This is a genomic window from Pseudomonas iranensis, assembly GCF_014268585.2.
GTDB lineage: Bacteria > Pseudomonadota > Gammaproteobacteria > Pseudomonadales > Pseudomonadaceae > Aquipseudomonas > Aquipseudomonas iranensis.
In genome coordinates this window covers 122,101-147,727 of the sequence record NZ_CP077092.1, presented here as the reverse complement: position 1 = coordinate 147,727, position 25,627 = coordinate 122,101, and the positions used below count along the sequence as shown (strand labels likewise).

20 protein-coding genes are annotated in these 25,627 nt (G+C 60.7%); 8 read left to right on the top strand and 12 right to left on the bottom strand.

Annotated features, from left to right (window positions below):
* Positions 1 to 24: 24 nt before the first annotated feature.
* Together hexR and HU724_RS00675 are read left to right on the top strand one after the other, a co-directional pair.
* Complete coding sequence (gene hexR, locus HU724_RS00680; RefSeq protein ID WP_007962240.1) at positions 25 to 891, top strand: transcriptional regulator HexR; 867 nt, start codon at positions 25 to 27, stop codon at positions 889 to 891.
* A gap of 233 nt (positions 892 to 1,124) precedes the next feature.
* Positions 1,125 to 1,328 (top strand): PA3496 family putative envelope integrity protein, encoded by a 204-nt coding sequence (locus HU724_RS00675; RefSeq protein ID WP_186568767.1) that lies wholly within the window; start codon positions 1,125 to 1,127, stop codon positions 1,326 to 1,328.
* On the opposite strand, the gene HU724_RS00670 is transcribed toward HU724_RS00675, so the two are convergent.
* Positions 1,270 to 2,232: a LysR family transcriptional regulator gene (locus HU724_RS00670; protein WP_133335559.1), complete on the bottom strand. Its 963-nt coding sequence runs from the start codon at positions 2,230 to 2,232 to the stop codon at positions 1,270 to 1,272. The genes HU724_RS00675 and HU724_RS00670 overlap by 59 nt on opposite strands.
* 190 nt (positions 2,233 to 2,422) lie before the next feature.
* Here HU724_RS00670 and HU724_RS00665 point away from each other — a divergent pair, with 190 nt between their 5' ends.
* Positions 2,423 to 3,838 carry an acetyl-CoA carboxylase biotin carboxylase subunit gene (locus tag HU724_RS00665; RefSeq protein WP_024014853.1) on the top strand — a complete coding sequence of 472 codons (1,416 nt, stop codon included), beginning with the start codon at positions 2,423 to 2,425 and terminating at the stop codon, positions 3,836 to 3,838.
* A gap of 11 nt (positions 3,839 to 3,849) precedes the next feature.
* Positions 3,850 to 5,658, top strand: coding sequence for a sodium-extruding oxaloacetate decarboxylase subunit alpha (oadA, locus tag HU724_RS00660; protein WP_186568768.1), 1,809 nt, complete (start codon positions 3,850 to 3,852; stop codon positions 5,656 to 5,658).
* Positions 5,659 to 5,867: 209 nt separating this feature from the next.
* On the opposite strand, the gene HU724_RS00655 is transcribed toward oadA, so the two are convergent.
* Positions 5,868 to 8,075, bottom strand: coding sequence for an autotransporter outer membrane beta-barrel domain-containing protein (locus HU724_RS00655; protein WP_186568769.1), 2,208 nt, complete (start codon positions 8,073 to 8,075; stop codon positions 5,868 to 5,870).
* 359 nt (positions 8,076 to 8,434) lie between these two features.
* Here HU724_RS00655 and HU724_RS00650 point away from each other — a divergent pair, with 359 nt between their 5' ends.
* Both HU724_RS00650 and HU724_RS00645 read left to right on the top strand, forming a co-directional pair.
* The gene (locus HU724_RS00650) at positions 8,435 to 9,784 is read left to right on the top strand and encodes a HipA domain-containing protein (protein WP_186568770.1); all 1,350 of its coding nucleotides are present in this window, start codon (positions 8,435 to 8,437) and stop codon (positions 9,782 to 9,784) included.
* Positions 9,781 to 10,059, top strand: coding sequence for a helix-turn-helix domain-containing protein (locus HU724_RS00645; protein WP_024014849.1), 279 nt, complete (start codon positions 9,781 to 9,783; stop codon positions 10,057 to 10,059). The genes HU724_RS00650 and HU724_RS00645 overlap by 4 nt, the downstream gene beginning before the upstream one ends.
* 7 nt (positions 10,060 to 10,066) lie before the next feature.
* On the opposite strand, the gene HU724_RS00640 is transcribed toward HU724_RS00645, so the two are convergent.
* Positions 10,067 to 10,903 carry an amino acid ABC transporter permease gene (locus HU724_RS00640; RefSeq protein WP_016772457.1) on the bottom strand — a complete coding sequence of 279 codons (837 nt, stop codon included), beginning with the start codon at positions 10,901 to 10,903 and terminating at the stop codon, positions 10,067 to 10,069.
* Complete coding sequence (locus tag HU724_RS00635) at positions 10,900 to 11,718, bottom strand: ABC transporter substrate-binding protein (RefSeq protein ID WP_016772458.1); 819 nt, start codon at positions 11,716 to 11,718, stop codon at positions 10,900 to 10,902. The genes HU724_RS00640 and HU724_RS00635 overlap by 4 nt, the downstream gene beginning before the upstream one ends.
* Before the next feature lie 112 nt (positions 11,719 to 11,830).
* On the opposite strand from HU724_RS00635, the gene HU724_RS00630 reads away from it, so the two are divergent.
* On the top strand, positions 11,831 to 12,733 hold the full coding sequence (locus HU724_RS00630; protein WP_186568771.1) for a homocysteine S-methyltransferase family protein: 903 nt from the start codon (positions 11,831 to 11,833) through the stop codon (positions 12,731 to 12,733).
* A 120-nt stretch (positions 12,734 to 12,853) separates the two neighbouring features.
* On the opposite strand, the gene HU724_RS00625 is transcribed toward HU724_RS00630, so the two are convergent.
* From HU724_RS00625 to HU724_RS00615, 3 genes are read right to left on the bottom strand one after another with little or no spacing between them, the layout of a single operon-like run.
* Positions 12,854 to 13,525, bottom strand: a complete 672-nt coding sequence (locus tag HU724_RS00625) for a GNAT family N-acetyltransferase (RefSeq protein ID WP_186568772.1) — start codon at positions 13,523 to 13,525, stop codon at positions 12,854 to 12,856.
* A 12-nt stretch (positions 13,526 to 13,537) separates the two neighbouring features.
* Entirely contained in the window at positions 13,538 to 13,984 is a 447-nt protein-coding gene (locus HU724_RS00620) for a GNAT family N-acetyltransferase (RefSeq protein ID WP_137214449.1), read from the bottom strand.
* 10 nt (positions 13,985 to 13,994) lie between these two features.
* Complete coding sequence (locus HU724_RS00615; RefSeq protein WP_186568773.1) at positions 13,995 to 14,618, bottom strand: FMN-binding negative transcriptional regulator; 624 nt, start codon at positions 14,616 to 14,618, stop codon at positions 13,995 to 13,997.
* Between the two features lie 93 nt (positions 14,619 to 14,711).
* Here HU724_RS00615 and pdxR point away from each other — a divergent pair, with 93 nt between their 5' ends.
* The gene (pdxR, locus tag HU724_RS00610; protein WP_186568774.1) at positions 14,712 to 16,265 is read left to right on the top strand and encodes a MocR-like pyridoxine biosynthesis transcription factor PdxR; all 1,554 of its coding nucleotides are present in this window, start codon (positions 14,712 to 14,714) and stop codon (positions 16,263 to 16,265) included.
* Here the strand turns inward: pdxR and HU724_RS00605 are convergent.
* From HU724_RS00605 to HU724_RS00585, 5 genes are all read right to left on the bottom strand, one after another.
* Positions 16,222 to 20,826, bottom strand: coding sequence for a dermonecrotic toxin domain-containing protein (locus HU724_RS00605; protein WP_186568775.1), 4,605 nt, complete (start codon positions 20,824 to 20,826; stop codon positions 16,222 to 16,224). The genes pdxR and HU724_RS00605 overlap by 44 nt on opposite strands.
* 140 nt (positions 20,827 to 20,966) lie before the next feature.
* Entirely contained in the window at positions 20,967 to 22,061 is a 1,095-nt protein-coding gene (locus HU724_RS00600; RefSeq protein WP_186568776.1) for a polyamine ABC transporter substrate-binding protein, read from the bottom strand.
* A complete protein-coding gene (locus tag HU724_RS00595) occupies positions 22,058 to 23,083 on the bottom strand; it encodes a histone deacetylase family protein (RefSeq protein WP_186568777.1) in 1,026 nt (341 codons plus the stop codon). Before HU724_RS00595 ends, HU724_RS00600 begins: the two co-directional genes overlap by 4 nt.
* Positions 23,084 to 23,238: 155 nt before the next feature.
* On the bottom strand, positions 23,239 to 24,234 hold the full coding sequence (locus HU724_RS00590) for an AraC family transcriptional regulator (protein ID WP_110599772.1): 996 nt from the start codon (positions 24,232 to 24,234) through the stop codon (positions 23,239 to 23,241).
* 244 nt (positions 24,235 to 24,478) lie between these two features.
* Positions 24,479 to 25,483: an asparaginase gene (locus HU724_RS00585; protein ID WP_073470874.1), complete on the bottom strand. Its 1,005-nt coding sequence runs from the start codon at positions 25,481 to 25,483 to the stop codon at positions 24,479 to 24,481.
* Positions 25,484 to 25,627 lie beyond the last annotated feature (144 nt).

The window sequence follows — 25,627 nt, the reverse complement described above, 5'->3', positions numbered from 1 at the left end:
TGCCCACAAGAAGAGTCCAGCCCCTTGAATCTGCTGCAACACATTGCCCAGTCACGTCACCTGTTACGCAAGTCGGAGCTCAAGGTCGCCGACCACGTGCTGCTTGACCCTGCGGCAGTGATGCACAGTTCCATGGCCGACCTGGCTCACAGCGTCGGCATCAGCGAGCCGACCATCGTGCGCTTCTGCCGCGCCATCGGTTGTTCCGGCTTTCAGGATCTCAAACTGAAACTGGCGCAAAGCCTGGCCGCCGGCGCCAGCTTCGGCCAGTTCGCGATCCACGAAGACGACTCCGTCGCCGACTACAGCCTGAAGATTTTCGACACCACGCTGCACACCCTGATGGAAGTGCGCGAGAAGCTCGACCCGGTGGAGTTGCAGCGTGCGGTGACGTTGATGTCCCAGGCGCAGCGTGTCGAGTTCTACGGCTTTGGAGCGTCCGGTGCGGTGGCCGCGGATGCACAGCACAAGTTCTTCCGTTTGCTGCTGACCGCGGCGGCGTATTCCGATCCGCACATGCAGGCGATGTCGGCTGTGACGCTGAAGCCTACCGATGTGGCGATCTGTATTTCCCAGTCAGGGCGCTCCAAGGATTTGCTGATCACCGCTAACCTCGTTCGCGAGAGCGGGGCATCGCTGATCACCCTGTGCCCGAGCCAGACGCCGTTGGCCGAACTGTCGACCGTCAATCTGGCGATCGATGTGCACGAAGACACCGAGATCTACACGCCGCTGACCTCGCGAATCGCGCACCTGGTGGTGATCGACGTGCTGGCGATGGGCGTGGCCATGGCGCGCGGGCCGAGCCTGGTCAATCACCTCAAGAGCGTCAAGCGCAGTCTGCGCAGTTTGCGTTTGTCTCCAAAAGCCGTGAAAGCCCTGGATGATTGAGCAAGGTCGTTCCAACCTTGTTCGCGAGCAGGCTCGCTCCCGCAGGGGACCTCCCGAGAACACAAACTCTGGGTCATAACGGGATCAAATGTGGGAGCGAGCCTGCTCGCGAAAGCGTCTTCAACAACAGCACATCCCTGCGCACATTTCATCACATTGTCATCCCCGCGCAGCCAAACCGTCATCCCCCACGCCTATCGTGAAACTCCCGTACTCGCCCTGGGAGACTCGAAATGGCTCAGCCCTACGAAGAACGCAACAGCGCCGCGAAAACCCGTCGTCAGCAGGAAGATCAGCGCCGCATGGAATTTCGCCGCGCAATCGAAGATCGCTTCCAACTTCGCCAGCTTCAGGCCGAGATCGGCGATTTTCCCGAGATCACGCACTGGCAGGCGACGCCCGCAGCTTCCCGTCGAAACGCTCAACCAACGCAATAATCTGCGCCCGCTCGCTGCGGATGAACGCCAGGAAGGCGTGCGCCACCGGTGACAGCCGCTTGGCTTTGGCCTGCACCAGACACCAGCTGCGCAGCAGCGGCAACTCTTCGACCGGCAGCTCGACCAAGCCGCCGGTCGCCAGCTCCAGGTTCAGGGCGTGGCGCGTCAGCAGCGCCAGGCCCAGACCCGCCACCACGCATTCGCGCTGGGCTTCGGCGGACGCTACCTCCTGGGTCTGGGTGAAGTGCACGCGCTTTTCCTTGAAGTATTCCTCGCAGGCCAGACGCGTGCCAGAACCCGTCTCGCGGATCAGCAGCGTATACGGCTCCAGATCCTGCAAGCGCAACGGGCCCATGTGCGCCAGCGGGTGATCCGGGCGCGCCACGGCGACAATCGGATTGTTGAGAAACGGCAGAAATTCCAGGCCCATGTCCTGCGGCACCATCGACATGATCACCAGATCATCGCGGTTGTCCGAGAGGCGGCGGATGACCTGGCCACGGTTGACCACGGTCAGCTGCAAATTGACTTCCGGATGCTGGCGCTTGAACGCAGCAAACAGATGCGGCACGAAATATTTGGCGCTCGATTCCACTGCCAGTTTCAGCTGACCCTGCAGCGAACCCTGCATGTCCGACAGTTGCATATCGAGGTTTTCCAGCCGCCCGAAAATGTCGCGACTGGCACGCTGAAGCGCTTCCGCCGCCTCGGTCATGTAGAGTTTTTTGCCGACATAGTCGAACAGCGGCTGACCGATCAGCTCTTCAAGCTGCCGAATCTGTAGGCTCACGGCCGGTTGTGTGAGGGACATTTCCTCGGCGGCGCGGCTGTAGGAGCGTAGATCACACACCTCATTGAAGATCTGCAACTGACGCAATGTCATACGCATCAATGACTTACGCATTTTATTCAGGCTCTCAAGGCACACGGATGTTCCGACTATAAGTGTTTACTTATGCCTGACCCAATTTTTATTCATTTTTGTTAATCCCTCAGCGGCGCTAGTGTGGACCTGCGACTGAATTGAAACATTTGGTCACGCGTCGACCTGGCTCCAGCAGGTCGTGGTGCCACCGGCTCAAGGGAACCTCCAAGTGATAAAAAAGATCCTGATCGCCAACCGTGGTGAGATTGCCGTACGCATCGTACGAGCCTGCGCCGAAATGGGCATTCGCTCGGTTGCGATTTTCTCCGACGCCGATCGCCATGCCTTGCATGTGAAGCGTGCGGACGAGGCCCACAGCGTCGGTGCCGAGCCACTGGCCGGTTACCTGAACCCGCGCAAGCTGGTGAACCTCGCCGTGGAAACCGGCTGCGATGCGCTGCACCCCGGCTACGGTTTCCTGTCGGAAAACGCCGAGCTGGCGGAAATCTGCGCTGAACGCGGTATCAAATTCATCGGCCCGTCGGCGGAAGTCATCCGGCGCATGGGCGACAAGACTGAAGCGCGGCGCAGCATGATCAAGGCCGGCGTACCGGTGACGCCCGGCACCGAGGGCAACGTCTCCGGCATCGAAGAAGCCTTGGTTGAGGGCGACCGCATCGGTTACCCGGTAATGCTCAAGGCCACCTCCGGTGGTGGCGGTCGCGGTATCCGTCGCTGCAACAGCCGCGAAGAACTCGAACAGAACTTCCCCCGGGTCATCTCCGAAGCCACCAAGGCGTTCGGTTCGGCGGAAGTGTTCCTGGAAAAATGCATCGTCAATCCCAAGCACATCGAAGCGCAGATCCTTGGCGACAGCTTCGGCAACGTCGTGCACCTGTTCGAACGTGACTGCTCGATCCAGCGCCGCAACCAGAAGCTCATCGAGATAGCGCCAAGCCCGCAGCTGACCCCGGAACAACGCGCCTATATCGGCGACCTGTCGGTGCGTGCGGCCAAGGCAGTGGGTTACGAGAATGCCGGCACCGTGGAGTTCCTGCTCGCCGAGGGCGAGGTGTACTTCATGGAGATGAACACGCGGGTGCAAGTGGAACACACCATCACTGAAGAAATCACCGGCATCGACATCGTCCGCGAACAGATTCGCATCGCTTCCGGCCTGCCTCTGTCGGTAAAGCAGGAAGACATCCAGCACCGTGGCTTTGCGTTGCAGTTCCGTATCAACGCCGAAGACCCGAAGAACAACTTCCTGCCGAGCTTCGGCAAGATTACCCGTTACTACGCCCCCGGCGGCCCGGGCGTGCGCACCGACACGGCGATCTACACCGGCTACACCATTCCGCCGTTCTACGATTCGATGTGCCTGAAACTGGTGGTCTGGGCGCTGACCTGGGAAGAGGCGATGGACCGTGGCTTGCGTGCCCTTGATGACATGCGTTTGCAGGGCGTGAAGACCACCGCCGCCTACTACCAGGAAATCCTGCGCAACCCGGAATTCCGTAGCGGCCAGTTCAACACCAGCTTCGTTGAAAGCCACCCGGAACTGACCAACTACTCGATCAAGCGCAAACCCGAAGAGCTGGCCCTGGCCATCGCCGCCGCCATCGCCGCCCACGCAGGCCTGTGAGGAATACAAGAATGAGCAAGAAAATCTTCGTAACAGACACCATCCTGCGCGACGCTCACCAATCGCTGCTCGCCACCCGCATGCGCACCGAAGACATGCTGCCGATCTGCGACAAGCTCGACAAGGTCGGCTACTGGTCGCTGGAATGCTGGGGCGGCGCGACGTTCGACGCCTGCGTGCGCTTTCTCAAGGAAGACCCGTGGGAGCGCCTGCGCCAACTGCGTGCGGCGCTGCCCAACACCCGTCTGCAAATGCTTCTGCGCGGGCAGAATCTGCTCGGCTATCGCCACTACAGCGATGACGTGGTCAGAGCTTTCGTCGCCAAGGCAGCGGTGAACGGCATCGACGTGTTCCGCATCTTCGATGCGATGAACGATGTGCGTAACCTGCGCGTGGCCATCGAAGCGGTGAAGGCGGCCGGCAAACATGCGCAAGGCACCATCGCCTATACCACCAGCCCGGTGCACACCATCGATGCTTTCGTCACCCAGGCCAAGCAAATGGAGTCCATGGGTTGCGACTCGGTGGCGATCAAGGACATGGCCGGTCTGCTGACTCCATACGCCACCGGTGAACTGGTGCGCGCGTTGAAAGCCGAGCAGTCGCTGCCGGTGTTCATCCACTCCCACGACACCGCCGGTCTGGCCGCCATGTGCCAGCTCAAGGCGATCGAAAACGGTGCCGACCACATCGACACCGCAATCTCCAGCTTCGCCTCGGGCACCAGCCACCCGGGCACCGAATCAATGGTCGCCGCGCTCAAGGGCACCGAGTACGACACCGGCCTGAATCTGGAACTGCTCCAGGAAATCGGCCTGTACTTCTATGCCGTGCGCAAGAAGTACCACCAGTTCGAAAGCGAATTCACCGCCGTCGACACCCGTGTGCAGGTCAACCAGGTGCCGGGCGGGATGATTTCCAACCTCGCCAACCAGTTGAAAGAGCAGGGCGCTCTGAACCGCATGAGCGAAGTGCTCGCAGAAATCCCGCGCGTGCGTGAAGACCTCGGCTTCCCGCCGCTGGTGACCCCAACCTCGCAAATCGTCGGCACCCAGGCGTTCTTCAACGTGCTGGCCGGCGAGCGCTACAAGACCATCACCAACGAAGTGAAGCTGTATCTGCAGGGCGGTTACGGCAAGGCGCCGGGCGTGGTCAATGAAAAGCTGCGGCGTCAGGCGATCGGCAGCGAAGACGTCATCGACGTGCGCCCGGCCGATCTGCTCAAGCCGGAAATGACCAAGTTGCGTGCCGATATCGGCGCACTGGCCAAGTCCGAAGAAGACGTACTGACCTTCGCCATGTTCCCGGACATCGGCCGCAAGTTCCTCGAGGAGCGTGCCGCCGGCACCCTCACGCCGGAAGTGCTGTTGCCGATCCCGGAAGCGGGCGCCGTTGCCTCGGCGGGCGGCGAAGGCGTGCCGACCGAGTTCGTCATCGACGTCCACGGCGAGACCTATCGCGTCGACATCACCGGTGTCGGCGTCAAGGCTGAAGGCAAGCGCCACTTCTATCTGTCCATCGACGGCATGCCGGAAGAAGTGGTGTTCGAACCGCTCAACGAATTCGTTGGCGGCGGCAGCAGCAAACGCAAACAGGCCTCGGCACCAGGCCATGTCAGCACCACCATGCCCGGCAACATCGTCGATGTGCTGGTCAAGGAGGGCGACACCGTCAAGGCTGGCCAGGCGGTACTGATCACCGAAGCGATGAAGATGGAAACCGAAGTCCAGGCCGCCATTGCCGGCAAGGTCACCGCGATTCATGTGGCCAAGGGCGACCGGGTCAACCCGGGCGAAATCCTCATCGAGATCGAAGGCTGAGATAACAGTCGCGATCCAACGCTTTAAACCTCGGGGGAGCATGTGCTCCCCTTTTTTTGCCTGTAATTTTCGACCTTGTCAGGTCATTGCCAGGGATCACATGTGGGAGCGAGCCTGTTCGCGAATGCGCCAGGTCAGCCAATAGCATCTTTGCATGATCCAGCGCTTTCGCGAGCAGGCTCGCTCCCACAGGAGGCGTGCTTAATGCATCAGAACGCCATGCGCCATTGACCCGCCACGCCATACGATCGGCTGTCATTACCCAGCTCACCCGTTAAGCCCACGCCCAGTGTGTGCGCCGCCGAAAGACCAAGGTCGAGCCCCGCATCCACCGCGAGGCTGTTCCGATCCAGTGCCGCCCCGGTCACTTCAAAGCGCTTGCCGCCCTTGCGCAGTTGCTGGCGGGTGTCGCTGTCGATCTCGCCGAAGGTATGTTTCCAGCCTGCGCTCAAGCGCGGGGTCAAATGCATGCCGTTATCCAGCGTATTGATCTGCGCAAGCCGCAGGCCAAAGGTGCTGCTGAAGTTGTCGCGAGTCTGCCCGAAGACTTTCAGTGCCGCGTCGCCGCCCTTTTCGTTGTAGCTGTCGCGTTGATAACGCTGATAGCCGAGGCTGGCGTAGGGCTCGAGGGTGACGCTATCCCGGCCCAGATTGAACCCGGCTTCGGCGAATGCCTGTTGAGTATGGGCGTCGTAGTTGCCCTTGAGACGATCGCTGAAACCCTTGAACGCGACCCGCCGTTTGCTGCTGCCGTCATGGCTGGCGTAGGTCGCGCCGAGGCGCAGTGACAGCGGGCCATCCTGACGCATGGCGTAGGCGCCCAAGTGCCAGCTATCGAGGTCGCCGTCGTACTGGCGGGCATCGAATTTCGTCTGCGATTTGCCGCCGAGCACGCCGACATGCCAGTGCTCATCGAGACGCCAGTCAGCGCCCACGACCAGCCCTTGCGTGGCATGTTGGAGGATGCCGTCAGCGTCGCGATCAACCTTGCCGCCGTGGCCCAACGCCTGAATCCACACCCGCCCGGAGTCTTCGTTGCCTGCGGCCTGACGCGGTGAACTGCGCGAGCCGTCAGTAGAGCCGGAACGGTTGTCCAGCTGCCGCATCGCCGAGAGCATGCTCGTACTGACCGGCGTGATACTGCTCAGCGTGGCTTTGGCGAGGTTGGCGTTGCTGCCGGCTGCGAGTTGGTCGAGGGCGATGGGCGCCGTGGCTTTGTCGCTGATCAGCAATGCGGCGACGGCTGCGTTAGCAGGTTTTGCAAGCTCAGGCGCGGGTTGTGCAGCAGTTTCGCCGGTTTGCGCAGCCACGCTTTCGTTTGGTATCGATAATGCCGCTGGCGCGGAGTCTTCAATTGAGTCTGCGACTGAGGTCAGGACTGGCACTGGCAATTCGATCACCGCTGCAACTGAAGTTGGAGCGGGCGTTGGCGATGTAGGTGCTGAGGCCGGTGCATCGGGTGGAGTTAACGCTTCTTGCCCGATAATACTGCCTGCAAGTGCTTCTGCATTTTCTGTAGGCGCGAAGCTTTCAAGCGGTACATCATTTCGAGCGTAAGTCAGCCCAACCGATTTCTTGTTGTATTGAGCCGTGGCCGTCATATACGCCAGATCGTTCTCGATCCGGCCAAACTCGCCTTTCACCTCACGGGCTTCGATGATTTTGTATTGGCTGCTCTGCGGATATTCACCCGCCGCGACGACTTTCAGGGTGGCGCCGTCAAGCTGAGCTGTGCCGTCGACCTTGATCGTCTGACCACCAGCGGGAGTGACCTCGTAAGCCAATTCGGCACCAGGCGCCAAGTGCAAATTACCCTTCACTCGAGGTGCGCCAAGCGCTGCATTGACGGTGAGCAGCCCACCCACCTCAAGATTTCCCACCGTGCCTTTACCGGCGAAACTGCCGCCATTCTGGACATACACATCACCCTTGATGCTGCCAAGGTTGGTCATTGCCCCACCGCTGTTGACCAGGACGCCTTCATGAAAATCACCCTTTGAGCTCAGCGTCCAGTTGCCTTGGGCGACGAATAACCCATTGAAGTTGCGCGTGTCGTTCAACGCGCCGCCATCCGCAGCATTCAGGAACAACACGTTATCGCCCTTGCCGCCATCCAGCCGGCCAGTGAAGCTTGCGCCGTCTGTGAGGGTAATCAAGTCGTTGACGTCAGTCCCTTTGAACACGGTTTCCGGTGTCGTGAAGGTGATCGGAACGGTGCTCGCGTCGTGGAGAAAACCCTGGAGCCGTTCCATCGCCTGTTGTTTGGGGTTGGCTTCGAGCTGCTCCGTCGCTTCCACGCTTGGGGGCTGCTCTATTGCTTCAGTGGATTGCTCGGCGTTAGCCAGTGCTACGCCACCGAGCGCCAGTGAAATAGCCAGAGCCAGGTGTTTTGGTGCGAATAGGTTTTGAGTGGGCATCAAGTTCGACCTCCTTATCGAGAAGACCCAACTCTATTGCTGCCCGAAAAAAACCGATGTCGGCCGCTTCGCGCATCCACGCAGGCGACATCGGATGGCTCTGTAGAAAAACTCTCAGCGGGCTGGGCAAACGACGCTTTTGCGCAGCGTCATCCGTTCTTTTTCCTACGGCTTTCTACTAATGACGGCGTGACCTCAATCGCGTATCTGCATTATTTTGCAGCCATAAATCCGATCGCGAGAGTTAATCTGCATTTTGTTGCAGATTTTGCGGTGCATGGGCTTATTTGAATGCACTATATTGCATGTGTAAGAGATCCTTCCTCGTTGAAATGCATTAAAATGCACATGGAATCAACATGTACGAACTGACGCTTCAGATCTTCACCGCCGGGCAATGGCACGACGCGATGATTCTTGACTTCGATGATCCGGAAAAAGGCTTCGAAAGCCGCTGCAGTTTTGGTTATGAAGCGGGCTATCTGGTGGAAAACATCGAGTCGATCGGGTCGCCTTTTTCCCAAGCCGTGAGTGCCCTGTACCCGCTGGATTGGGAAGGTCGGCGCGCGAAGACGCCAGCCTTTGTCCACGACATCGCACCGGCAGGCGCAGCCAAGCGGTTTCTGCTCGCCCGCCTGGGTCAGGAAAGACCCGTCGAGATCAGCGCCGATCTGTTTCTGCTGGGCCGCAGTACACCAGCTCCCATTGGCAACATGCGAATAAAGGAATCGGCGGAAGCAGTCGATGAAAGAAAGCCGATCGGATTCAAGCGCGAGGAGGTCATTAGCCGCGACAACCGCTTTCTTGAATATGCCTACGAGCTAGGCGCGGCCATCGGTGGCGCGACGGGGGCAGGTGGTGAAGCGCCGAAGCTATTACTGGCAGAGAACAGCGCCGGGCTTCTGTATCCCGATGCGGTACTGGACGATGAAGAAGTGCGACAGCACTGGTTCGTGAAATTTGCCAGAAACAGGGGCGGGCAGACCGACCAAGACATCCTGCGCAGCGAATTCCATTACTACAAAGCGCTGCAGACATTGGGCATCGAAACGGTCGCGGCAGAAGGCCTGGCCTTGGAAGAGGCGAACAAACCGAGTTTGTGGATGCGGCGTTTTGATCGGCAAGTGAAAGATGGGGCGGTGTCGCGTTTTGCCGTCGAATCGATTTATTCGCTGGCAGAAGTGACGACGCCAGGCAGCGCCATGAATCATCTGGAAGTGATCCGCATGCTCGCCGGGCTCTGGCGCAAAGCGGGTCAGGCCAGCCAGATTCCCGTCCTCGTCGCCGATTATCTGCGTCGCGACCTGATCAATAAAATCCTCGGAAACTCCGATAACCACGGTCGTAACACGGCGATCATCCGGCAAGAGAACGCTTTCCAGCTCGCGCCGATTTATGACCTCGCCCCGATGGTCATGGATGACGAAGGCGTGACTCGTACGACCAAATGGCCAAGAGAGTTGGAGCGGGCGGGCGATGTCGATTGGCGAGGTGTCTGCCGCGTATTGGCCGATAGCGCAGATCCGCACGATTCGTTGGCGAGGCTGGATGCCTCGGCGCTGTTCGAAGGCCTGCGCGCGGATGCCCGCCGTCTGGCCGCACTGCCGGATATTCTTGCGGCCAGCGGTTTGCCCGCCAGAACCATGAATCACCCGAGCGTTCATCTGAAAAACCTCGAGCAACGTTTGAAAGAGTGGGACCTGCAATGAGTCTGACCGTCCTCGAGCGCACGGCGCTCATCGAAAGCATTCAGCAATCACTGGCCGAAGGCACTCTGGAAATCGGTGACGCCGTGCGCCGTTTACGGGTCGAAGTCACCGGTCTGCATCAGACTCAGTTCGCGAAGATGTGCAAGATTTCAGTGCGCACGCTGGTGCATATCGAACATGGCGAAGGCAATCAGACGCTGAAGTCGCTGAACGCGGTGTTCCGCCCGTTCGGCATGAAAATGGGCGTTGTGCGGATACGTCGGGACACCGTTTGAATACGCTTCAGCCACGCCGCACATACGCCTTGCCGTAATGCCGCTCCATCCGTGCCTGAATCAGCTCCAGCCCGATCGACATCAGCCAGTAGATGATCGCCGCCGTGGTGAGCATTTCGATGTAGCGATAACTTGAGCGCCCGTAGGACTGAGCGAGGAACATGACTTCCCAGACACCCATTACCGAGATCAGCGACGAGTCCTTGAGCATCGAGATGAACTGGTTGGTGGTCGGCGGAATGATTGTGCGCATGGCCTGGGGCAGGGTGATGCGCCAGAAGATCACGCTTTCGCGCAGGCCCAGCGCCAGGGATGCTTCGCGTTGGCCGTGATCGACGCCGAGGATGCCGGCGCGGAAGATTTCGCTCAGGTAGGCGCCATAGTTCAGCGACAGGGCAATGATGCCGGCGACGATGGCGCCGGGGACGATGCCCAGTTGCGGCAGGCCGAGGTAGATCAGCAGGATCTGGATCAGCAGTGGCGTGCCACGGAAGAACGAGGTGTAGAAACTGGCGATGCCAAATGCCACGGCGCTGTTCGACAGGCGCGCCAGCGCGGTGATGAAACCGAGCAGCGACGAGGCGATGATCGAGCAGGCGCAGAGAAACAGCGTCAGCGCTGCGCCTTGCAGGAAGCCGTTCGGCGCCAGCTTCAGGCCAACGAGGTTGGGCAGCTTGTCGAGGATGATCGCGAACTTCAGATCGAAGCTGAGAAAAAATCCGGCGAACAGGCAGAACAGCGCCGCCCACGTCAGGTAAAGGCGCGTACGGAAACCAAAGAGCTTTTGCAGGCGTGTTTCAGCCACCGGTTGCGGTGGCTGTGGCGGGGTCGGAAAGGAAGTCATTGGCTGATATCGGCGCCGATCCATTTCTGCGACAGCTTGCTCAGGGTGCCGTCCTGTTTCAGTTGCGCGAACACCTCGCGTACCTTGGCGTCCCACTGCGGGTCACCCTTTTCGATGGCCACCGAGTTCGGTTCCGAGTACAGCGGTTCGCCGGCCAGTTTGAAGCGCTGGTCCTGGTTCAGGCGCGGCTGCGCGGTGACCAGATTGGTGAGGATCGCATCCAGGCGCACGCCGGCGCCCAGGCCCAGATCCTGGAAGGCGACGTTGTCAGTGTCGTACGGAGCGATCTGCACATCCTCGAACGGATACTGCAACTGCGTATCCTCGGCGCCTTCGATGACCAGGTTCTTGTTCAGATAACTTTCGTAGCTGGAGGCGCTGGTCAGGCCGACCTTTTTGCCGCTCAGGTCCTTGGCGCTGTGAATGCGATCGTCCTTGGCGTTGACCACGATCACTGCTGGCGAAGCGTAATACTCGACAGGGAAGTCGAACACTTCGGCGCGGGCCTTGCTCGGGGTCATCGAGCAGATGCAGATGTCGTAGCGCCCGCTCCAGCGGCCGGCGGCGATCACGTCCCAGGACGGCGTTTCGAGACGCAGTTTGACGCCAAGCTTGTCCGCCACCGCTTTGGCAACGTCGACATCGAAACCGTCGAGTTGATTCTGCTCATTGAGAAACGAGAAGGGCGGATAGCTTTCCATGAGCACGCCGACCAGCTCTTTTTTCTGTTCGACACGATCCAGCGTTGCGCCGCCGAAGGCTTGGGTGGAGGCCAGAATGGTCAGGCCCAGGGCCAATAGCGGTTGGAGTTTCACAGTCGCTTCCTGTTGAAAAAGAGGTTGTTATTAACCGAGTGGTGCGTATTAAATAGTTATAAGAACGACTCTGATAGTGAGTTATTTTCATAAGCATATGAGTGAAAAGCATATGGGCGCAGCAAACAGGGTCATTCTCGATGGCGGCATGGGCCGCGAGTTGCAACGCGCCGGCGCGCCGTTTCGCCAACCGGAGTGGTCGGCACTGGCGCTGAGTGAAGCGCCGCAGGCGGTCGAGGCGGTGCATGCCGCGTACATCAACAGCGGCGCGGACGTGATCACCAGCAACAGTTACGCGGTGGTGCCATTTCACATTGGCGAAGCGCGCTTTGCGGCTGAAGGCCAGGCGCTTGCGGCACTGGCGGGGGAGTTGGCACGGCGGGCGGTGCAGGCATCCGGCAAGTCAGTGCGTGTTGCCGGTTCGTTGCCGCCGCTGTTTGGTTCGTATCGTCCGGATCTGTTCGAAGCGGATCGCGTGAGCGAGCTGCTGACGCCGCTGATCAATGGGCTGGCCTCGCATGTTGATCTGTGGCTGGCGGAAACCCAGAGTTCGATTATCGAGGCGCGGGCCATTCACGCCGGGTTGCCGAAGGACGGCAAACCGTTCTGGCTGTCGTTCACCCTCAAGGATGAAGACACCGATGAAGTGCCACGCCTGCGCTCCGGTGAGCCGGTAGCCGAAGCGGCTGCGCTGGCGGCTGAACTCGGCGTCGAAACCCTGCTGTTCAACTGCAGTCAGCCCGAAGTGATTGGCGCGGCCATCGACGCGGCGCGCGCAACCTTTGAGCGTCTCGGCGTCACGATCAATATCGGCGCGTATGCCAACGCGTTTCCTCCGCAACCGAAAGAAGCCACGGCCAACGACGGGCTCGACCCGTTGCGTGACGATCTCGATCCGCCGGGGTATCTGCACTGGGCGCTGGACTGGCAACAGCGCGGCGCCAGTCATCTGGGTGGTTGCTGCGGGATCGGCCCGGAGCACATTGCGGTGCTGGCGCAAGAACTGCGTCGTTAAGAAAGACCCCGCCAATTGTGGGAGCGAGCCTGCTCGCGAAAGCGGTCAGTCAGTCAATATTTCAGTGACTGGCACAGCGCCTTCGCGAGCAGGCTCGCTCCCACAGGGGCTTTGTGATGATCAGCTACGGCACTCGGCCAAGCCTTTCACCTGGCCATCAGGCGTCTGGTTTTCATCGCTCAGCCAGCGCTCGAACCCAGCACCGATCGCCGGCCATTCCGCATCCAGAATCGAATACCACGCGGTGTCGCGGTTCTGCCCCTTGACCACCATGTGCTGGCGAAACACGCCTTCGAAACTGAAGCCCAGACGCTCGGCCGCGTATTTGGAGCGGGCGTTGCCGTTGTTGCACTTCCACTCCAGGCGCCGGTAACCCAGCTCGAACGAATACTTGGCCAGCAGGTACACCGCCTCGGTGCTTTTCGGCGAGCGTTGCATTGGCGCACCGAAAGTGACGTGGCCGATTTCGATGCGGCCCTGCGCCGGGACGATCGACATCAGGCTGAGGATGCCTTGCACCTGACCAGTCGCGCGGTCGATGACGCTGAAGAAATATGGGTCGCTGTTGGCCGCATGATTGTTCAGCCAGTCGTTGAACGCGCTGCGCTCGCGAAACGGACCGTAAGGCAAGTAATCCCAGAGCTTCGGATCGGCACCCGGCCCTTGGAGGGCGGCGTAAAGCTGCTCGGCATGGCGCGCCGGGTCGAGTTTTTCCAGGCGGATGAAACGGCCTTCGAGGAGGGTGGTGGAAGGGGCGGGGACGCCTTTCCAGTCAGCGAGTGAAGCGGTCATGTGCGCGTCTCCTTACAGTGCCTTGCGAAATTGGATGAAGCCCGGGCGTTCAGCGATGCGCTCGTAGAGCTGGATCGCGGTGGCGTTGGTTTCATGGGTCAGCCAGTGGACTTTGCAGCAACCATCGGCTTTGGCGGTAGCGTAGACATGCTCAATCAACAGCCGACCGACACCGGTGCCACGGGACTCGGGCACCACCAGTAGATCCTGCAGATAACAGGAGTTTTCGATGCTCCAGTTCGAGCGGTGATAGATGTAATGCACCATGCCCAATGCTTTGCCATCGGCCCAGGCGAGGGCGGCGTGGGTCGGTTCGTTCGGGTCGAGAAAACGCTGCCAGGTGCTTTGGGTGACAGCGTCCGGCAGTTCCGTGTTGTAGAAGCGCAGGTACGCCTGCCACAGCGGCAGCCAAGCGGCGTGGTCGTTGGCGCTGACCGGGCGAATATCGATCTGAGTCATGCGGATTTCCTTAGCGCATCAAGCGGGCGAGGGTTTGATCATTGGCGTCGGGGCTGGCGGCGAGACCTTCGCGCACCCCGGCAATATCTTCGGCGCTGCGGTTCTGGCTGAGCTTGCGTTTGCCCTCGAGGCGGTCGATGGGAATGGCAAAACCGACGATGGCCTTGAGCATGGCGTCGATGTATTCGGCTGGCGCATCGTCCACCGACCATGGCTGGGCGCGGCCCGCTTCGTGACGGTCAGTGAGGGTGCTGACGATGTCGAGCAAGCGGCCGCCATCACTGAAGGTCTCGGCCTGACCGTAGGCGTGCACGGCGATGTAGTTCCAGGTCGGCACGACCTTGCCGTGCTCGGCCTTGCTCGGATAGAAGCCCGGGCTGACGTAGGCGTCCGGGCCGGCAAAGATCAGCATGGCCTCGGCGCCGTCACGCAGGTCTTTCCACTGCGGATTGGCTTTGGCCAGATGGCCGTAGAGCGTGCCGTATTCACCCTGCTCGCGATGCAGCAGCACCGGCACGTGGCTGGCTTGCAGGCCGCTTTCGCCGTGGCTGACCAGAATGGCCAGGCGCGTGGCGAGGATCAGTTCGTGCAATTGGGACAAGTCTTCGATGGCAAAGGCGCGTGGCGTGTACATGGACAGATTTTCCTTGGCGAATGCCTGCATCCTAGGCAGGCTATTGGTCCGTTGTAAGAGCCATTGCTGAGCCATTTCATAGGTCCATTCGCCATGCCTGATTTGCCACCCTTGTCGATGCCTTTCAATCCGGCCGGTATCGAGCTTGATCGCCGCCAAGGTCTGAGTCGCCAGCTCTATCAGTCTTTGCGCCTGCGGGTGCTGGATGGGCGTCTGGCCAGTGGCACGCGATTGCCGGCCAGCCGAGATCTGGCCTCGGCGCTGGGCATTTCCCGCAACAGCGTGGTGCGCGCTTACGATCAGTTGTATGCCGAGGGCTTTATCGAAGGGCGCGTGGGCGACGGTACTTACGTGGCGCAATTGGCTCACGCATCCACGCCTGAGAAAAAACTATCCACAAATTCATCCACAGGCTTGTCAACAGGCTTACCCACAGCCTTATCCACAAACTGGCTGGATTTACCTGTGAATCCATCCAGCAAAGTTATCCACAGTGACGGATTTTCCCGCATTGAAAAGCATCATTTGCCGCGACCACCGAGCGGTCCGCCGCGGGCTTTTCGGGTGGGTGTGCCGGCCTTCGATCTGTTTCCGTTCGAGGTCTGGGCCAAGCTCAACGCGGCTTTCTGGCGTAAACCGGATCTACAGCAGTTGTGTTACGGCGACCCGGCCGGGGACGCGCGGCTGCGCGGCATGATTGCTGCGTATTTGCGCAGTTCGCGCGGCATGCAGTGCACGGCTGAGCAAATTGTGATCACCAGTGGCGCGCAGCAGGGCATCAGCCTTTGTGCACAGCTGCTGGTCGAGCCTGGGGACGGCGTGGTGATCGAGAATCCGGGCTATCGCGCCGCCGGACATGCCTTCGCTGTAGCGGGGGCGAAATTGCATGGGGTGGCGGTGGACAGCGACGGCATTGATTGCAGCGCAATGGCTGGACTCACTGACTGCCGTGTGGCCTACGTCACACCCTCGCATCAGTACCCGACCGGTGTGGTCATGAGCCTCGCCCGGCGTCTTGAATTACTCGCCTGGGCCGAACGTGTCTGCGGTTGGATCGTCGAAGATGACTATGACGGCGAATACCGCTACACCGGCGCACCGCTCGCGCCACTGGCAGCACTGGATCGCCAGGGCCGCGTGCTCTATGTCGGCACATTTGGCAAAGTCGCCTTTCCGGCGCTGCGTCTTGGCTACCTGGTGTTGCCGCCAGCATTGGTCGATGCGTTCGCGCAACGCCGCGCCGTCGATGTGCGGCATTCGGAAGTCAGCACGCAAGCGGTGATGGCCGAATTCATGGCCGCCGGGCATTTTCAGCGGCATATCCGCCGCATGCGTCGGGCGGCACTGAGTCGGCGCAATTGCCTGCTCGAAGGCTGGCCGACTGTGATCGCCGGTGTCGGCCGGCTGCCTGCCGTGTCTGCCGGGTTGCACCTGACCGTGCCGGTCGACAGCGTCGAGCGCGAGCAACAACTGATCGCGCAAGCCGCTGATGTCGATGTCGAGATCAACGGCTTGAGCAGTTACTGGCTACCGGATTCGTCCACGGCCATGGATCAGCGCGCGGGACTGGTGCTGGGTTTTGCCGCCGTGCCGGAGCCTGCGATCAGAACGGCGCTGACGCGGTTGCGACAGGCGTGGCGGGAGTGAAGAACAGTGCCTCGGCCGAGCGACTGGAAATCTCGCTGCGATGGATCTGGATCAGCGCCTGATTATCCAGAAGACCCGGCGCGTAAGCGCCACCCATTCGTTGTTGAGCGACTGTTTTCATGTGTCCGCGCACGAAGGCTCCAAGGGCGGCGCCGACGCTGCTGTAGTGGAAGTGCGCGTAGCAAAGGACCTTGGCGGTGTGAGCATCACGAACCTCATATTCGTCGAGAAAGTCATGCTCATGGCGGCGCAGACGACGTCGGGTCAGGATTTTGGAGATCTTCACTTCCCCCTTGTCCTTGAGCCACTGGACCCCGGCCGCCGTCGGCGGTTGCTGCTTGACCAGCCGGATACGCGTGCTGGTGCCTTTTTCCTCCAGCGTCTTTGCCGCTTTGTCGAGCGCGTGGTTGAGCGTTTCAGAGGGTTCACGCAGGCTGGCGGTGAGGTTGCTGGCGGTCAGCGCCTCATCGATCGCGGCATTGGCTTTGCGCAGCAGCGCGGCCTGGTTGTGATATTCCTCTTCGACCTCCACGGGAATCCGCGAGCCACGTTTGAGGCGCGCCTCGATGCGCCGGTGAAATGCGGCCAGACCGTCAATCAGCGCCTGACCTTCGGTTACGGCGTTACTCAGGCTGACCGCGACTGTCGGCGGTGTCGCTGGCGCCGTGCGTTGCTCCACCCAGAGACCGGGGGTTTGCTCTTCGAACGTAGCGATGACGCCTGTCAGGCTGGAGCGTACTTCGATCAGATCGGTGTCATGTCCGTCGAGACTCTTTTTTCGTTCGCCAACCAGCGTCCCCCTTGATCGGGTCTGAATGATCCGTCGATTCGAGGATGACGCCGAGGGTCGCGACGAGCCGGCCTGCGGCACCAGCAGATGCCGGTAGCGCAGCAGCTCGGCCAGTTTGCTGTCAGCGCTGGCCTTGAACGCGAGCACGCGCGTCTGCACTCGCTTGAGTCGGTCCAGGTAAATGTGTTCAGGGTACTCGATGAGCAGATCATCGAAGCGCCGGTCGACGGCGGAGAACTGTTCGCTGACGTTACTCAGGGCGTCGATGCGATCTCGCAGATTGCTCAGGCTTTCATCAGCGCTCAGGTCAAGCGAACTCTGGATATTGAGCGCGGCATCGGCGATCACGTTGGCCAGTGCATGATAGGCGTCCGTGTGGAGCTGGGTGTCGCCGGGCTTGATGCAGACTTCCTGACCCAGACTGATCTGCAATTGCTTGAGCTCGGTCACCGAGTAATCCGGCCAGGCGTCCTTATAGTCGCGCATTGCCTCGACGGCTTCTTTTCCCAACAGGGTCATGTCATTGAAGCAGCTCTGTGCCGCCTCCATTTTTTCGATGATGCCTTCGGTGATATCAGACATTTCCAGGTAAGGCCGAACAGATGCATCTGATCCTGATCCGGTGTCGACGCCGGCCATGGTCTGCATCGCCAGGACGCGCCGCTGAAAATCCGTTGAATGCTGCTCAAGCCATTCATGCCCAATGAGCAGCTGCATCTGCAGGCGCTCGCTCATCACGGTGCGATAGTTGGGAATGGGCTCCTTGAGATTGAGCTCCTTGATCAACTGGATGTTGGCTGCGTATTCCTTGTGTTGCGCTTCCAGGGTGTCGATATAACGCCTGCGAGCCTCTACCTGATCCTGTGAGGACGCATCGCGCAGAGCGGTGCGATCCGCTTCGAGACGGGTTTGCCTGGTCGGCAGGATTTTTTCGAACACGATGTTTTTGTCGTATAAAGCTTTCGCATCTTTCTCCCGGCTTCCTCGCGCTACCCGGCGAACGCTCTCCAGACCACCAGCACGCAGGCGCAGACGCAGATCTATGACCCATTCACCGCCGGCGGTACGCGCCAGTGTCGGGCCGGTACGTTGTGGTTGCCGGCCTGAATCGATGATCTGTACCTGACCCTGCTCATTGCGCGTGACTTCGAACCACCGCTCGCCAACCTGTGCGAACCATTTTTTCTGAAGTTCATACAGGCCTCGATGCGCACCTTCGCGGGCGGCTGCGCCCAGGCCTTTGGGTTTGTCGACCTTGAACGCGTCGAGAAGCGCGGCAAGCGCTGCCGGGGAACGTTTCAGTGCGGTGACGATGTCGATGGACGTGGTGTGGGCGCTGGGCAACTCGCCGCTGGCCAGGTCTGGCAGGCGCAACGCTTTGACAACCTTGCCGACGGGATTCACCGTGGTCGTTGGTTCCTCTATCGCAGCGATGGATTTCAATTCCGGTGCGGCGCTGACCGCCGCACGGTGCGCCAGGACCATGCCCAACGCGAGAAGGATGTCGGCAATCGCGGTCCAGGCGATCTTGCCGGACGATTCATTGGCCACGTCAGTGACTTCCTGCAAGTCGTCCATGATCTGCCAGATCCACGCTGCCGCGCCGACGCTGCGGCCCAGGAATGGCAGGGCGGCGTTGAGCATCAACCAGCCACCCTGTTTGAGCGTTGCCCAGCGAGCCTCGGCATCGGAGACCGATTGCCGGTCGGCCTGCGTAATGAGGGCCTGTACGTTGTTTTCATGCAACGTCGCCGGTACATCGCGGGCTATCACCTCAGTGCCCAGCTCGACGGGGCCGGACATATCGAGCGCGGTGGTGGGATTGACCAGTAATTGCGGGATCGTCCACACCGACGGCAGCCTCGCGGTAAAGACGAACTGGCTGTAATTGAAGCGTACGTCGTCCGGCAGCCAGGCCAATACCGAGTCGCGCAAATGCCGCGAGTGCTGGATCGCATAGAGCAGATTGGCGTGCCCCGGATATTGCAGCAGTGCCATGTCGAACAACGGGCGATAGAGCACGCATGGCCCTTTGTTCGCTTCGCGCGGACCGATGACGTACATGTTGGCGACGCGGTCAGCGGTCGAGCTGCTGCGACGAGCAATGAACGCCAACGGCCGAATGACGATTTCCTCGCCGTCGACATGGCGTTCCGCATCCGTCGTGGCCAGTGCTGCCACTACGTATCGATAACCCGTTTCATCAATGCCGGCCTTGTGCTGAATCTTGTGTTGCAACGCCAGCAGCGGCAGCTCGATGCGCAGCTGGCTGGTGTACAGCGTTTGCAGCGCCGATGCTTGTTCTGCGTCGTCGATCAGCAGCGCCTTCAAGTGCGCCGGGTAGGTCTTGCCAATGTCGACAGTGCTGACCAGCTTTTCCAGGCAGGCCACCGTCATCCAGTCGGGCAAGGCGCCGCCGCTCTTGTAGCGCACGGTCTTGTTGCCCAGTGGCAGTCCTGCGAGGTTTTGCAAGGCCAGTTCCAGCAGGGTCAGGGTTTGCGTCTGAGTGTGACCCGGCAACACGAACGTGCCCCAGACCACCAGGCTGGTGATGGTGATTTCAATGTCATCGATCTTGATGTCTTTCGCGCCTGGCTGTTCCTTGAGCAGCTGCTGCTTGAGGGCGTTACGGGCGAAGGTCTGCAGGCTGACGACCTCATCCTGAAAGGACTTGCCGTGGTTTTCGTGATGCACCGTTGTCAGGTTCAGCAGGTGTCGGCTGTAGCGGGTCTGGTCCATGGGCAAAGCGTCGTTCAGCCAGTCCGGCAGCATCGGACGCAGACGTTCGAAGTGTGGTTCCAGGCGCGCTGGCGGTTGCGCGGGTTTGCCGGCCGTGCCGGTATGCGGATAGACCCGGTTGAGCGGCGAATCCTGGAAAAAACTGATCTCGCCCAGAGCGTCGGCCTCCAGTGAGATCAGGGCGCAGGCCTGATGGTCGAAGAAATTGCCCTGGGGTTCGACCAGTCGCCATTTGAGGTCTTCGCCCGCTGTAGTTGAACCGAAACGTTGCAGCAGATCTGCGCCGAGCTCTTGCAGCGAGTCGAAGTGCTGAAAACCCTGGGTCACGGCGTAGGTGAGGATCAGCGTGCGCTGTGCAACCGTGCCGATCAGGACCGCTGTGTCGAGCAGGGCACAGTGCTCCCGCTGATCGCCGTCTCCCCGGTCAAGATCAATCAGGCATGCTCGGACCGCATATGGGGCGGGCGCCAGCCGCTGTTGCGGATCGGGTTCGGTGTACACCGCCAGAGCCATGGCGATCTGATCGGCGTCCCAGCCAAGGCTTGAATCCGGCTGCCACAAGTTGCGCAACGCTTGCGACAGCTGTTGCCAGCGCGGCTGCCCGGGATAGGTGAACTCGTCCCAGTAATCAACGTGCTGTTCCTTGTAAGCAATGAACAGTAGCGGTGCCAGTTCATTGAGCAGCAACCCGATGGCATCGATCCGCACCGGCAGTTTCACGGCTGCCGGCCAACCGGGTTGCTGGGTCAGATAATCTTCACCATCAAGGTACGTCACGGTCGTGCCGGACAGACCCAGACGCACCAGTGCATCGGTCAGCGATTCGACCTTCGGGCGACCGGAGACGACTTCCTCGCCCTCGATGATCCACGCAGGCTGCACGACCATGGTCAGGCGCGGGTCAATGTCCAGGTTCGGATACAGGGTTCTGAGGGACTGGCGCAGCGTTTTCGTAGCGACTTCGCGAAGCGAAGGGCCGGTGACCAGTTGGGTGACGATATCGACGGCACTGGCTTTAGGGATTTCGGGCATGGCGATTCCTGCTCTGTCGGCGCGCCGGAAGGGCGACGGATCAGCGCAAGGTAAAAGGCGCGCCGCTTGGGCGTGCGGTACATAGATCTGCCAGGCAAAAAAAGACCCGCATGTGCGGGTCTCCGTGCAAGGGGCGGGTGTCAGGTCCCGGATTTGATTTTGGTCCAGGCCCGCGTGCGCGCCCGTTCGGCATCCCGCGGCAGCGGTTGCAAGGTGTAGAGCGTGCTCATTGCCGCGTCGGTCGGGTACAGGTTCGGGTTGTTGCGGATCGCCGGATCGACCAGGCCAGTGGCGTCCTTGTTCGGATTGGGGTAGCCGACAAAATCGCTGACCGGGGCAATCACCGCCGGTTGCAGCAGGTAGTTGATGAAGGTGTAGGCGTCCTCGGTGTTCTTCGCGCCTTTGGGAATCGCGAGCATGTCGAACCAGATCGGCGCGCCTTCTTTGGGCAAGCGCATATCGACCACCACGCCGTTTTTCGCTTCCTTGGCGCGGTTGGCCGCCTGCGAGAAGCTGCCGGAATAACCGACGGCCACGCAGATGTCGCCGTTGGCAATGTCGGCCATGTATTTGGAGGAGTGGAAGTAGGTCACGTAAGGGCGGATCTTCATCAGCAGCGCTTCGGCCTTGGCGTAATCCGCTGGCTTCTTGCTGTTGGGGTCGAGGCCGAGGTGTTGCAGAGCCAGCGGCAGAATTTCCGACGGCGAGTCGAGCAGGGCGACGCCGCACTGCTTGAGCTTGCTGATGTTTTCCTCTTTGAAGATCAGGTCCCAACTGTCCACGGGCGCGTTATCGCCCAATGCTGCCTTGATCCTGGCCGGGTTGAAGCCGATCAGGATCGTGCCGTACATGTACGGCACGGCGAACTTGTTCCCCGGGTCGTTGGCCTCGATCAGCTTCATCAGTTTCGAATCGAGATGATTCCAGTTCGGCAACTTGCTGCGATCCATTGGCTGGAACACCCCGGCCTCGATCTGCTTGGCGAGGAACACGTTGGACGGCACCACCACGTCATAGCCGGAGTTGCCGGTGAGCAGCTTGGCCTCGAGCGCTTCGTTGGTGTCGAAGATGTCGTAGATCAGTTTGGTCTGGCTGTTCTGTGCCTTGAAGTCGTCCAGCGCCTTGGGCGTGATGTAGTCGAACCAGTTGTAGACGCGCAGCGTGCGTTCTTCGGCGTGGGCGCCAGCGCTCAGCAGGGCCGCGCACAGCGCCGAGGCGATCAGTCGCTTTTTCATTGTTCGAAACCTTCCAGCACGTTCACTGCGTTGATGCCGATTTCTTCCACCGCGTAGCCACCTTCCATGACGAACAGGGTCGGCTTGCCGAGGGCGGCGATGCGCTTGCCCATGGCCAGGTAATCCGGGCTGTCGAGTTTGAACTGCGAGATCGGGTCGTCCTTGAACGTGTCGACCCCGAGAGAGACAACGATGATGTCGGCGCCATAGCGATCGATCTCGTCGCAGGCCTGATCCAGCGCCGCGCTCCACACATCCCAGCCGGAACCGGCCGGCAGCGGATAGTTGAAATTGAAACCTTCACCGGCGCCTTCGCCGCGCTCGTCGTCGTAGCCGAGGAAGAACGGAAACTCCGCTTCCGGGTGGCCGTGGATCGAAGTGAACAGGACGTCGCTGCGTTCGTAGAAAATCGACTGGGTGCCGTTGCCATGGTGGTAGTCGACGTCAAGAATCGCGACTTTCTTGTGGCCCTGATCGAGAAAGGCCTGAGCGGCGATGGCGGCGTTGTTGAGGTAGCAATAACCGCCCATCAAGTCGCTGGCGGCGTGATGTCCCGGCGGACGGCACAGGGCGAAGGCCGCGCGTGCGCCACGCTGGATTTCAGCCTGCGCGGTAAGCGCCACTTGCGCCGCGCTGTAGGCCGCTTGCCAGGTGCCGGCGGTAATCGGCGCGCCGCCGTCGAAGCTGTAATAACCGAGCTGGCCGTGCAGGCTGGTCGGTTTGATCGCACGCAGCGTGCGCGCCGGCCAGGTGTAGGGCAGCAAGTCGCCGTCAGTGTTGAACTCGCTCCAGCGTTGCCATGCACCTTTGAAAAATTCCAGATAGTCACGGCTGTGAATGCGCGCGATCGGCTCCAGGCCGAAATCCTTCGGCGCTTCGACCGCACCGAGGTTTTGCTTCTGCACGCGTTGCAGCACATGGTCGGCACGCGACGGCATCTCGAAGCACGGTTTGAGCTGGCCATCGATGAGTTCGCAGCGGCCATGATGCAAGTGGTGATCGTCTGAGTAGATCGTCAGCATTTGTTGTTCTCCGCAAGGCTGATTCGGTGACGTCCAGTGTTGCGGCGCAACTTGAAACGGAGAACGTCGAGAGCGGCCAAAAGGGGATCGATATGGCCAAAACCTCTGACCGCAATTCGCCCCTTGTTCATGCAGGCTCATGCCTGGAGCAGCCATCAATGCGGTCTGAACTGACTCGGCGCCACGCCACTCCAGCGCACAAACGCATGGCGGAAACTCGCGGTCTCGCTGAAGCCCAGCGTCTCGGCGATCCGATAGATCGGCAGCTGATCCTCACACAACATCTGCTTGGCCCGTTCGAAGCGCAGTTCATCGAGCAGTTCCTGATAGCTGCTGCCCATGTCTTTCAAATGCCGGCGCAGGGTGCGCGGTGAGCACTTCATCTGCTGTGCCAGACCTTCCAGTCCCGGCGCGGCATTCAATTGTGCGCTGAGCAACTGACGAATCCGCCCCAGCCAGGCTTGGCGTCCGGTGAACTCCAGATTCTGTTTGCGGCAGCGCTCGGCCATGGCCTGATGGGTGATCGCGTCGGCCAGCGGCAGCGGCTGCTCGAGCCAGTGGCGGTCGAAGGCGAAGGCGTTGTCCTTGGCCGAAAAGTGCAGCGGCGAGTCGAAGGGTTCGGCGTAGCTGGCGCGATAGTCCGGCGCTGCATGTTCAAAGCGCGTGGCGCGTAGCGGCAGCGGATGGCCGAGCAAGTCGTCGCAGATGACTTTCAGGGACACCAGACAGAATTCGGCGTTGAACACCGCCATCGCCGGGCTTTCACGGTAATCAGCAGCGACGAACCAGACCTGCTCGCCATCGTCTTCCAGGCTCAGTTCGAACAACGTGCCCAACAGCGCCGGATAACGGATCGCCAGCCGCAAAGCGTCACCGAAGGTGGCACAGGTCAGCAGGGCGTAACCGAGCATGCCGTAACAGGACACGTGCATGCGCCGGCCCAATTCGAGACCGATGTCACGCTTGAGCGCAACCGCGTTGGTGCAGACCTGCATCTCTTGATGGGTGGTGATGCGCGTATCGGCACGCTGCAGATCCGCCGCCACGATGCCGCTGCCAGCCAGCAGCGCCTCACTCGACAGGCCTTCGGCCTTGAACGTGTTGAGGATCAGCGAGACCGCGTTGAGGGTGGTGAGGTGGGAGTGGAGCATGGGATCTTCCAGCCTGGAGGTGGCTGGAACGCAGCAAGTTGCATGCCGCAGGCCCTCACCCCAGCCCTCTCCCAGAGGGAGAGGGGGCCGAACGGGGGATATTGCAGAAATACACCGACGTGAGACACCGCCGCCGAATCCATAATCGACACTGTTATCAGGTCGGTGTATAGCGCAAGACACTACGATCAGTTCCCTCTTCCTCTGGGAGAGGGTTAGGGTGAGGGGCAATCCAGCGCCGTGCTCAGATCAACTCACCACACAAATCCAGTTCGATCAATCGACGCACTTCAGCCGTTTCCAGCCCGGCCCCCAGCAACCCATGCAACTTGCCGAACGCCGCCTCGCGCGTCATGCCGCCACCGGACAGCACGCCAACACCTCGCAAGCGGCTGCCAGCCTCGTAGACATCCAGCTCGACCCCACCTTCATGGCATTGCGTCACTGCAACCACCACCACGCCGTTATCCCGTGCGCGGCCAAGGCTGGCGAGGAACTCTGGATTGTCGCTCGGCCCGGTCCCGCTGCCGTAGCATTCCAGCACCAGACCTTGAATGCCGCTGTCGAGCAGACCGTCGAGAACCTCGGCACTGATCCCGGGAAACAGCGGCAACACCGCGACTTTCGCCAGTTGCTTCGGCTGGTTGTAGTTCAGCGCGACTGGGATCGACGGCGCCTTCACACCACCGCCCTGACGCTCCAGGCGTTTGAACGGATGGCGGCCGAAGCTGCGCACTTTCGCGCAGCGGGTCGGCGCCAGCAGTTCACCGTGGAAGTACAAATGCACGCCCGGCGCCAGGCCCTGGCCGAGGGCGACCAGCGCGCCGCCGAGGTTTTCCCAGGCATCGCTGTCGGTCACGCCCGCCGGCAACATCGAGCCGGTGAAACACACGCGGGCATGCAGGCCGAGCAACTGAAAACTCATCGCCGCCGCGCTGTACGCCAGCGTGTCGGTGCCGTGCAGAATCAGCACGCTGTCGCAGCCTTGCACGTCCACGGCATCGACCACCGCTTCGCGCAGTTGCTGCCAGTAGGCCGGGGTCATGTTGGCGCTGTCGATCAGCGGCGACATTTCCCGAAACTGCCACTGCGGCACTACCAGCTCAGGCTGGCTGTGCAAGTAGTCGCGCATCCGCGCTTCGAAACCGGACGCCGGGGCCAGCCCGTTGGCGCTGGCCTGCATGCCGATGGTGCCACCGGTGTAGAGCACCATGACGTGTTGAGCGGCGGGATAGGTCGACGAGCTCATAGGATTCTCCGAAACGATGAGGGTCCTGTGGGAGCGAGCCTGCTCGCGAAAGCGGTGTGTCATTCAACACTGATGTTGGTTGAAAGTCCGCCATCGCGAGCAGGCTCACTCCTACAGGTTATTGCATCACAATAACTGACGGGC